The 9,462-nt window shown below is 57.7% G+C and carries 10 protein-coding genes and 2 pseudogenes; 4 read left to right on the forward strand and 8 right to left on the reverse strand.

Annotation, left to right across the window (positions count from 1 at the left end; translation table 11 throughout):
* Positions 1–423: 423 nt before the first annotated feature.
* The 5 genes from ptsP to R6254_RS21860 form a co-directional block, all read right to left on the reverse strand.
* Entirely contained in the window at positions 424–2,187 is a 1,764-nt protein-coding gene (gene ptsP / locus R6254_RS21840; RefSeq protein WP_318409792.1) for a phosphoenolpyruvate--protein phosphotransferase, read from the reverse strand.
* A 143-nt stretch (positions 2,188–2,330) separates the two neighbouring features.
* Positions 2,331–2,600 carry an HPr family phosphocarrier protein gene (locus tag R6254_RS21845; RefSeq protein WP_318409793.1) on the reverse strand — a complete coding sequence of 90 codons (270 nt, stop codon included), beginning with the start codon at positions 2,598–2,600 and terminating at the stop codon, positions 2,331–2,333.
* Positions 2,569–3,012, reverse strand: coding sequence for a PTS sugar transporter subunit IIA (locus R6254_RS21850; RefSeq protein ID WP_318409794.1), 444 nt, complete (start codon positions 3,010–3,012; stop codon positions 2,569–2,571). Before R6254_RS21850 ends, R6254_RS21845 begins: the two co-directional genes overlap by 32 nt.
* Positions 3,009–4,280, reverse strand: a complete 1,272-nt coding sequence (locus tag R6254_RS21855; protein WP_318409795.1) for an MFS transporter — start codon at positions 4,278–4,280, stop codon at positions 3,009–3,011. The genes R6254_RS21850 and R6254_RS21855 overlap by 4 nt, the downstream gene beginning before the upstream one ends.
* The gene (locus tag R6254_RS21860) at positions 4,277–4,837 is read right to left on the reverse strand and encodes a hypothetical protein (RefSeq protein WP_318409796.1); all 561 of its coding nucleotides are present in this window, start codon (positions 4,835–4,837) and stop codon (positions 4,277–4,279) included. Before R6254_RS21860 ends, R6254_RS21855 begins: the two co-directional genes overlap by 4 nt.
* Positions 4,838–5,044: 207 nt before the next feature.
* Between R6254_RS21860 and cynS (R6254_RS21865) the strand changes: the two genes are divergently transcribed.
* From cynS (R6254_RS21865) to cynS (R6254_RS21875), 3 genes and pseudogenes are all read left to right on the forward strand, one after another.
* Positions 5,045–5,488, forward strand: coding sequence for a cyanase (cynS, locus tag R6254_RS21865; RefSeq protein WP_318409797.1), 444 nt, complete (start codon positions 5,045–5,047; stop codon positions 5,486–5,488).
* A 271-nt stretch (positions 5,489–5,759) separates the two neighbouring features.
* Positions 5,760–6,353, forward strand: coding sequence for a hypothetical protein (locus R6254_RS21870; RefSeq protein WP_318409798.1), 594 nt, complete (start codon positions 5,760–5,762; stop codon positions 6,351–6,353).
* 46 nt (positions 6,354–6,399) lie between these two features.
* A pseudogene (cynS, locus tag R6254_RS21875) lies at positions 6,400–6,842 on the forward strand (cyanase).
* 76 nt (positions 6,843–6,918) lie between these two features.
* On the opposite strand, the gene R6254_RS21880 reads toward cynS (R6254_RS21875), so the two are convergent.
* From R6254_RS21880 to R6254_RS21890, 3 genes are all read right to left on the reverse strand, one after another.
* A complete protein-coding gene (locus tag R6254_RS21880; protein WP_318409799.1) occupies positions 6,919–7,581 on the reverse strand; it encodes a hypothetical protein in 663 nt (220 codons plus the stop codon).
* A gap of 94 nt (positions 7,582–7,675) precedes the next feature.
* Entirely contained in the window at positions 7,676–8,293 is a 618-nt protein-coding gene (locus R6254_RS21885) for a hypothetical protein (protein WP_318409800.1), read from the reverse strand.
* A gap of 110 nt (positions 8,294–8,403) precedes the next feature.
* Positions 8,404–9,165 carry a toll/interleukin-1 receptor domain-containing protein gene (locus tag R6254_RS21890; RefSeq protein WP_318409801.1) on the reverse strand — a complete coding sequence of 254 codons (762 nt, stop codon included), beginning with the start codon at positions 9,163–9,165 and terminating at the stop codon, positions 8,404–8,406.
* A 186-nt stretch (positions 9,166–9,351) separates the two neighbouring features.
* Between R6254_RS21890 and R6254_RS21895 the strand changes: the two are divergent.
* A pseudogene (locus R6254_RS21895) lies at positions 9,352–9,462 on the forward strand (IS110 family transposase); the annotation flags it as partial.

The following is a 9,462-nucleotide window of genomic DNA, read 5'->3' on the forward strand; positions in this document are numbered from 1 at the left end:
CTCGCGCATGGGACTTCTCCTTCATATAGGTTTCAGATTGAATTCAACAACCCAATCTTGGCACTTGATGCCGCTACCGTGAAGTGGGAAGTCCCTTCGTATTCCCCTCGCCCCGCTGGGCGAGGGAGGGGGACTTCATTTGGCTACGTGTGCTGCAAGCGCGTGCATGAATGACGGTCTCTTGAAACGACAAGGACGCGCCAGCAAAGGGACGCAGACAGCGGGGTCGCCTTTTCTTTGCTTACTTATCTTTTGGCGAAGCAAAAGAAAGTAAGTTGCTGCCGGGCAACCCCGGCTTACCGGCAAACCACAAAAACAGGAGTCCAAGGCGGCGGGAACGGATTTAGCCCGAGATTATGAATAAAACAAGGCCACAACCCTTACCGTACGGACGCAAGCAGCTACTTCTTTTATAGCAAAAGACTACAGAAGATCCGCTGGCTCTTCACTGTCCAGCACATCCTGCGCCCAGCGCTGCAGCTTGCCCGCGTCGGCACGCAACACCTGCTGCTTCACCGCCAGAATTCGCGAGGGATGCATGGAAAAGCTGCGCAGCCCCAGACCCAGCAACAATCGCGTCATGCCGATGTCACCGGCCATTTCGCCGCACACGCTGACCCCCTTGCCTTGCGCATTGCACTCGGCAATGGTGTCGGCAATCAGGCGCAAGACGGCGGGGTGGCAGGGGTCGTACAGGTGGGCGACCGACTCGTCGGCGCGGTCTATGGCCAGCGTGTACTGGATCAAATCGTTGGTGCCTATCGACAAGAAGTCGAAGTATTTGAGAAACAGCTTGAGGGTCAACGCCGCCGCCGGGATTTCAATCATCGCGCCCAGTTGCACCGGCCCGTAGGCCACGCCCTTGTTGTCCAGTTCGGCGCGGGCGTGGTCGAGCAGCGACAAGGTCTGGCGGATCTCGCTGCCGTGGGCCAGCATGGGCACCAACAGGTTGACCGGGCCATGCACGGCCGCGCGCAAGATCGCACGCAGCTGCGTCAGAAACATGGGCGGATCGGCCAGGCTCCAGCGGATCGCACGCAGGCCCAGTGCCGGATTCAGCTGCCCATCCTGGGTCCGGCCGGCCAGTTTGTCCAGCGGTTTGTCCGAGCCGATGTCCACGGTGCGAATCGTCACCGGCAAGCCGTGCATGCCCTCCACCGCCTTGCGGTAGGCCAGGTATTGCTCCTGCTCGTCGGGCAGCTTGCCGGTCCGGCCCATGAATAAAAATTCGCTGCGGAACAGGCCGACACCGGCCGCGCCCACGTTGACGGCGCCTGCCGTGTCGTCAGGCATTTCGATGTTGGCCAGCAGCTCCACCTTCTGGCCGTCCAGCGTCACGGCGGGCGTGTGTTTGAGCCGGTTCAGACGCTGGCGCTCCAGCTCACCCTGGCGTTGCTTGAAGCCGTATTCGGCCAGGATGATGGGCGAGGGATCGACAATCAGCACCCCGGCGTCACCGTCGATGATGACCCAGTCGTCCTGCTCGATCAGCTGGCTGGCGCTGCGTGCGCCGACCACGGCCGGAATGTCCAGGCTGCGTGCCACGATGGCGGTGTGTGAGGTTTTGCCGCCCACGTCGGTCGCAAAACCGACAAACAGGCTTTGCTTGAACTGCAACATGTCGGCCGGCGAAATGTCGTGCGCCACCAGCACCAGCGGCACATCCATGGTGTCGTCCAGCAACAGGTCTTGCTGGCGCGGTTTGCGACCGACACCCGCCCGTGCGGCAGGCAACACCGGCGAGGCCACACCTTTCATGAAACCCAGAAGACGTTCGACCACCTGCTCCAGATCGGCCTTGCGCTCGCGCAGGTATTCGTCTTCCATGTCATCGAACTGACGCGCAATGATTTCATACTGCGTGGTCAGCGCCCATTCGGCGTTGTAAAGCCGCTCGGTGATCCAGTGTTTGACGCCGTCGCTCAGTTGCTCGTCCGCCAGCAGCATCAGGTGCACATCCAGCAGCGCGGACAGTTCATGCGGCGCGTCTTTGGGCAAATCCCGCTGCACCCGGGCGATCTCTTCGGCGACGGCATCGCGGGCCACCCGCACACGCTGGATTTCTTCAGCGATTTTGGAGGCGTCGATGAAATAATGCGCCACATCGGCCCGGCTGGACGCCACCAGCACGGCACGCCCGATGGCGATGCCGCGTGAAACTGCCAGCCCATGTACGGAAAAAGTCACGACGCATCCTCCGCGCCGAGCCGCGATGCACAGCGCGTCCGGCCATGCCAGTCCGAGCCGCGGAACCGGCTTCGCCGGGCCGCAGGCGGGGCGGCCCCCTCGGGGGGCAGGAAGCTACGCGAAGCGAGCGACCGTGGGGGCATTTATTCCCCCTCTCCAAACTTGTCGTGTATGAGGGCCAGCAACGCATCCATGGCTTTTTTCTCGTCGGCTCCATCGGTTTCGATCTCGACCAGGCTGCCCAGGCCGGCGGCCAGCATCATCACGCCCATGATGCTTTTGGCATTGACGCGGCGCTCGCCCTTGGACATCCAGATTTCGCAGGGAAAGCTGCCGGCCAGCTTGGTGAGCTTGGCCGAGGCACGGGCATGCAGGCCCAGTTTATTGTTGATGGTCGTGCTGGTCTTTATCATGATGTCGAGGTGCTTGATTCTGCGGTGCGGTGATCGCCACCTGCATCACGCCCTGTGTTCCGCCTGTTACCGCGCGGGCCACCAGCGCATCCAGTGGCTCGTGCCGATAGGATACCGTGCGCAGCAGCATGGGCAGGTTGACGCCGGTGATCAGCTTGGAGCGCACACCGTCCACCAGTTTTTGGGCGACGTTGCAGGGCGTGGCGCCAAACACGTCGGCCAGCACCAACGCATGCGAGGTGCCAAGCTGGCGCAACACAATACGCGCCTGCGCCAGGGTTTCTTCCGGCGGCATGTTGGGCTGAACGTCCAGCGCGACCACGCCCGCCGGGTTATCGGGAAACACATGCAACACACATTGCCGCAAGGCGGAAGCCAGCGGCGCATGGGCGATGATGAGAATGCCGTTCATTGCCGGGAATTATCGGCTCTCGTACAGAGGAAATAGGTGTATGAGGCTATACAACAACACAAAAACACCCCCATGGCGGCCTGGAAGCTGGCGACTTCCGTCAGGCCCGCCGCACTGAACACATCAATCAGCAGGCCAATACTCCACTGCATCACAAACACGCCGGCAAAAATAACCAGGTTGTAGGCCGACATGGCGCGTCCGGCCAGCGAGGCTGGAAACGCCATGCTGACCGCCGGTTGGGCCAGCCCCATGGTGCTGCAACTCACACAAAACAGCGCCCAGCCCACCCAGCCCGTGGAGGAACCGCCCAGGATGTTGAAGGCCAGCACCATCAGGCTGAGCGGCACGCCCCGGGTGATCAGCCGGTTGGCGCTCCAGCCGCGGCTGACCAGCCAGGGGTTGACCATGCCCCAGGTCCAGAAAGTCACCAGCATGGTGGCATTGATGCAAAACAGGCCGGTGGCCGACTCCAGCGGCGTGTAACCCGCCACCTTGACCATCCAGGGGCCGGCCCACAAGGTCTGCACGGCGACCAGCCCGCCCTGGTTGAAAAACGCCAGTGGCGACATTCTTCGAAAATAAGGATTGCGCCACACGTCCGCATAACCGGTGGCCACGGGCACAGCGTCGGCGGCAGGCGCCGTCACTTTCCAGGTCGGCACCAGCCAGGCGATGGCCGCCATGGCCAGCATAATCATCACCGCCAGAATCCAGAACAGCGGGCGCCAGCCGGTCAGCGGCATCAACCATTGCACCGGCAGGGTCGAGGCCAGCATGCCCAGCGAAGCCGTCATCAGCATCCAGGAATTGGCGCGCAGCAAGGTGGCGGCGTCAAACCAGCGGCGGTAACCCGTCAGCGGCGCCATCAAACAAGCGCTCACCCCCATGCCCAGCAACACGCGCGAGGCCAGCAGCCAGGCGAAACTGCCGGCCATCGAAAAGGCCGCACAGCCAACCAGTGCCAGCGTCAGAAAACACAGGATCACGCGTTTCGGCCCATAACGGTCCAGCCACGCCCCCAGCGGCAACTGGGTGGCCGCAAAACCCAGGAAATAACCACCCGCCAGCAGCCCCAAGTCGCGCGCATGCAAGGAAAACTCCTGCGTCAGCACCGGGGACAAGGTGGCCGTGATGGCGCGCACCAGGGCGGAGCAGAAATAGGCGGCCGCAAAAGCCAGGAACACAATGGCACCGGCTTTTTTACTCAAATAGTCCGTCGGGACCGCAAGCGTGGTGGCGGGCAAGGTCTGGGAGGCCTGCGTCATGGCGCTACCTGCAGCTTGAGGCTTGAGAAAAAGGTCTCGGCCACCTCGGGCGACACCTGGCTGGCATACAAGACCACCTGAAACACTTGCGCCCCCTGAACAAAATAAACCGCCTGCCCGCTCACGGCGCTGCCGCCGGCACGTTGCCCCTGCGCCTTCACCAGCACCGCCGGTAGCCCGGGCGCCAGGCCTGGCGCCTTGAACGGCAACACCTGGGTAGCGCCAGCGCCCACCCCCACCGGCCCGGCCTTCATGTTGGCCAGCGTCAGGCTTTGCCACTGGGCCAGCGCGGCGCCAGTGTGGGCGGCGTCACCCATGTCAGCCACCGCCACGGCAAAAGTCGCGCCGCCGGCATCGCAGCCCAGCATGGACAACTGGGCCGTCTGGCCGCCCAGCGGCACGGTTTTTTGCGCCTTGTCGGGCTTGCAGGGCAACAGCAGGCTGAGCCGGGTGTTCTCGGGTCGCACCTCGCGCCAGTTGAAGGTGGGGCTGCAGGCGGCCAGGAAAAACAAGGCGGCGAGCAAGGTCGAGAAAAGGGTCAGGGTCAGTCGAGGCATCCGGGGGCTACAAGGCGGGGCAGTTGATAAGCAAGCACGGCAACTTTACAGGGATTTTTGCACCCGCCCGGGGCCGTGACAGCCCCCAACCCATGATTCGCACCGGGATGGCGCAGGACGAACCCCGCCGACCGCACCTGCCTGGGCATGCCGCTTGCTAAAGACTAGCAGCAGCACATCGCTGGTTTGTTAACCCCCGGAGCCCCCATGAACCGCAACGACATCACCGAAAAAATCATCACCGCCAAAGTCAGCAAAGGCATCACCTGGGAGTCGGTCGCCAAAAAAGTCGGCCTCAGCAAGGAATGGGTCACCGCCGGCTGCCTGGGCCAGATGACTTTTGACGAAAAGCAGGCCAAGGTCATTGGCAAAATTTTTGGCTTGAGCGCCGAAGAACAGAAATGGCTGCAGGTCGTGCCCTACAAAGGCTCGCTGCCGACACCGGTGCCGACCGACCCGCTGATTTACCGCTGGTACGAAATCGTCAGCATCTACGGCACAACGATCAAGGAGCTGATCCACGAAGAGTTTGGCGACGGCATCATGAGCGCGATTGATTTTTCCATGGACATCGTGCGCCAGCCTGATCCCAAGGGCGATCGTGTGAATGTGGTGTTGTCGGGCAAGTTTTTGCCGTACAAGACTTACTGATTCCGATGCTCGGGGGCCGCTTGGCACCCTCGCGCCTCGCGCTGGAAGCACTGGAACGTTGGAAGCCCTAGAGCCCCTTGACCTGGCAGGGCAACCAGCAAACGACCAAAGCCGACGATCCACGACCAGGTCGCATCGGCTAGCCTATAGCCCGAAGAACATCTTGCGATCTTCCTCTTTGTGCAAATCACGCTTGGCGATGTGATGGTGCTTTAGCTCGACATTCTGCGCTCACCACCGACCGAACCTTGTCCGGCTTGATAAGCTACCGATGATGTACCTCAAAACACAAAAATCGATTGCTGCCATGTTGCTATGTCTAGGTGCTGCAAATCATGTTTGGGCTTTGGAGCTTCAACATCAACATTTCAGCGATGACGAAATCTTCTCGGCTGTCATCAACCGGTTTAAAAAGCCGCTGCTACATCGGTTTAACGCTGCGGCGACGGGCGAGCGCCAACCACTGCTGGTGCTGGGCCCAGCCCTGAAGTTCAGCACAAAAATCAAATCCACCTCATTTACCCACCTGACGCAGCAAGAGTTGGTGGAGCAACAACAAGCTGTTTTCATATTGGTAACCAAGGCGTACCCGGATCCTGAACGAAATGCACTGTATGTTGACTACGACATCCCTAGCAATGCGTCTTTTGGCGTGCTGAAGGTTTATCCCAAAGATGGCGGGCTGGTCACTGAAGTTGTTGACAGCTTTCGATCATCCTCAGGTGCCAGAGCCACTTATGGCAAGTTGTACAAAGGCGTGGCTTGCCAGGACAACACAGAGATGGCGTATCGCTGGGCCTACTACGTAAGCAATGGCTCAAGCGGGCGCTGCCCTGACAAAATGTTTACTGAATTTGCGGACTAGTTAATTTCCCAATTAACCCAGCCACTCATTGCCCACTGGCGTCACCATGAACCGCAATGACATCACCGAAAAATCCTTACCGTCAAAGTGTCCAAGGGCCTGACCTGGGAATCGGACGTCAAGAAGGTCGGCCTCAGCAAGGAGTAAGTAACCGCCAGCTGCTTGGGCCAGATGACCTTCGACGAAAAGCAGGCGAAAGTGATTGGCATGATCTTCGGCCTGAACGCCAAAGAGCAGAAGTGGCTGCGGGTCGTGCCGTACAAGGGCTCGCTGCCCACACCGATTCCCACCGACCCATTGATCTACCGCTGGTATGAAATCGTCAGCGTGTACAGCACGACCATCAAGGAGCTGATCCACGAAGAGTTCGGCGACGGCATCATGAGCGCGATTGATTTTCCCATGGACATCGTGCGCCAGCCTGATTCCAAGGGGGATCGGGTGAATGTGGTGTGGTCGGGCAAGTTTTTGCCGTACAAGCAGTATTGATGGTGTAGCTAGCAATAAGGCGCGATCCGGCCCTGTTGGTTTAGCAGTTAACGAAGTTAGGTCTCACTTTCTGCGGTTAACTCTCACCAGGAAGCGCCCCGGAGAAGAACCGCTCCTCCGTTATGCCAATGACATTGCCAGGACGGCCAAGCTGCCACTTGAGTGCAATCGCCTTCTCAAAGTTGGACTTTAGAGTAATGTCCCTTGCACGTCGCAGCGCAGAAATATAAGAGCTGAAATGCCGCTCCACGCCGCTAACAAAGACTGATGGATTGATTACAACAGACTCAAGTCGAGCCGACATATCAACTTCACCATCTTTCTTCTTGTAGGTGATGAATATTGGTTCAGAGCGAACAGTACTGACGTTTATGCCGCTGCGAAACATGGAGTCATGAGCAAACCCACACCGAAGCATGCCGTACAGGCAGTTAGCAATGTAGTCATGCACGTCCGGGGGTTGATCACGCACCGAAAATACTCTCTGAAATCCGCGCCGAAAGAACTCCCGAGACCGGTCTCTGCTGTCTTCTCCAGAATGATATATCTCGATGCCTTCAAAGTAGTTAGTTGCGAGCGTGATCGCTGCTACCGAATTCGGATCACTGCTGAGCAATTGCAGCGCAGGCCCGAGCACCCATCCACGCATTCTGTCTTCGAATACGTCAACGACATCGCGATAAAACGGGGGCTCCAGCTTCTTGTATGTGTAGCGCGGACTCACTAGATGCTTAAACATGCTTTAGTAGTTCTAATGTTTGACACGCCTCGCGGGAATTGTGAAAAAGTCTGCTTAAGAGAAGGGTTCGGCGTGGCCTAAATGAACAACAAATCTACTCATTGACAACAACCTGCATGTGATTCATTACCTTAGAGGCTAATACAAAGAGATCTCGTCCGTTTAGTTGATTCTTCTCAGATAGATTAAATATCTCAGACGCGCTGCTTTCGAACTTTTTCCCTGGGTCTGGGTATCGACCGGCCCATGTAGTGAAGTGAGTTAACAATCGAAGAATCGCCTTGTCTTTCGCGTCTAGATTGGGAACCAATTCGGCAAGATCTTCGAGACGATGATGCAAGAAGCTCCGCTCTTCGTTGGTATATACCTCGATCCCTTTCTTAATGATTTGCATACCTTTTAGGCCCACCTCCAGACTGTAGCCGACCAACATAAGTGCAGCCGCGCAATACTGGCTGTCGCACATACCTCTCGCCGTCAGGGGCATATGCTCCCAAGAAGGTTCTGTACGAAGTAAAATTTTTGCCGCCTCTGAAAGAGCAGTTGCCTGCGTCACCCAGAGGATTGGATCCTTGAGGTCTGCGCTTGTTGGTGCCACTTTGGGCTCAACTGAAAAACCGGCAATAATCTGGGCCGTTCCCCACTGATGCCATGCCAATGCGCTGTAGCCAAATGGATCAGCGCCGAATTTCTTACGGTCCGGTTTCAACATCAAGCGGGGCCTCTCTTACTTAGTTACGGTCAATTTCGTCGCTGAACCCGATGTACGTGGTAAAGCGCGCGACATAAAAACCCGCTGCCAATTTGGGCATTAAATTTCCTCTAAATCCCTTTATTGGGAAAATCAGCGGCCAATTTAATCATTTCTTGTCGTCCCTTGTCTGTCACCCAGATGTATTCCATCGTCCCCTGTGAAGTGACGAATCCGGCGCGAATGGCTAGATCCCGGGCGTAGTCGAAGAGCAGCTTCGATGTTCCCATCACCCGTCGTGTCGCAGCAGTGTCAACTCCGCCACTATTGAAGCTGCCTTCATAAATATGGCTGATCGCCAACATAAATTGCGTTAGCGGATTCGGCTGAGTTCGCTTCGCCGTGCCTGCGGCAGGTAGAAGTGGGGCGGCTCCGAGTGGCGGTTTGACAAAGAGAGGCGCGTTAAGCAGATCTCGAAGCAATTGATCGAATCCTGTTTCAAATTGATCCTCTGTTGAAAGATCGATGTAAAACTTTGACGCCAGAAAAATTGGCAGGGTGGTGGTTCCTCGCTGACGCACAATTGGAATCACCCTACTCGAATCTATCTTTCTCAGCAGGTCCGCAGTGACAATCATCTTTTCGTAGCCCACCCCCCCGGATCCCGCGTTTGCCTTTTGAACATAGCGCTCTGTGCAAATCATGAGAATGCGAGATGCCCGAGCAATACTTTGCTCCATGAAATGGGGAAGATCTCCACCGGGGCCGAGATCCCACTGGTCAAGGATCGAATCGATTCCACTACTACGCAGTCGTGTCGCTAAGTCAAGAACCCATTGTTTATGCTCTTGAGAATCATGCGAGTACGAGACGAAGACGATAGGAGCAGTCATGGATTTAGGGCATTTCGATTTTGAAGAGAAAAATCTCGCGCGGTTTGACGTTTGACATAAGCGACTAGCCGAAGGCCTGTCCTCTTGATTGATGGGATGGACTCCCCCGTTTGTTTGCGCGACAGTGGCGCTCTGGTCTTCATTGGCGTGGGGATCAGGTCTTCATCCAAAAGAAAGGAGTCCGACATGAATGCTACTACCGTTGCCGTCGATCTCGCAAAATCCGTTTTTCAACTGGCCGTGGCCGATGAACACTGGCGCATCCTTGAAACGCATCGCCTCACTCGCGCCCAGTTC

It is taken from the genome of Polaromonas potterensis (assembly GCF_033446725.1).
In the GTDB taxonomy this organism is placed as follows: Bacteria; Pseudomonadota; Gammaproteobacteria; order Burkholderiales; family Burkholderiaceae_C; genus Polaromonas.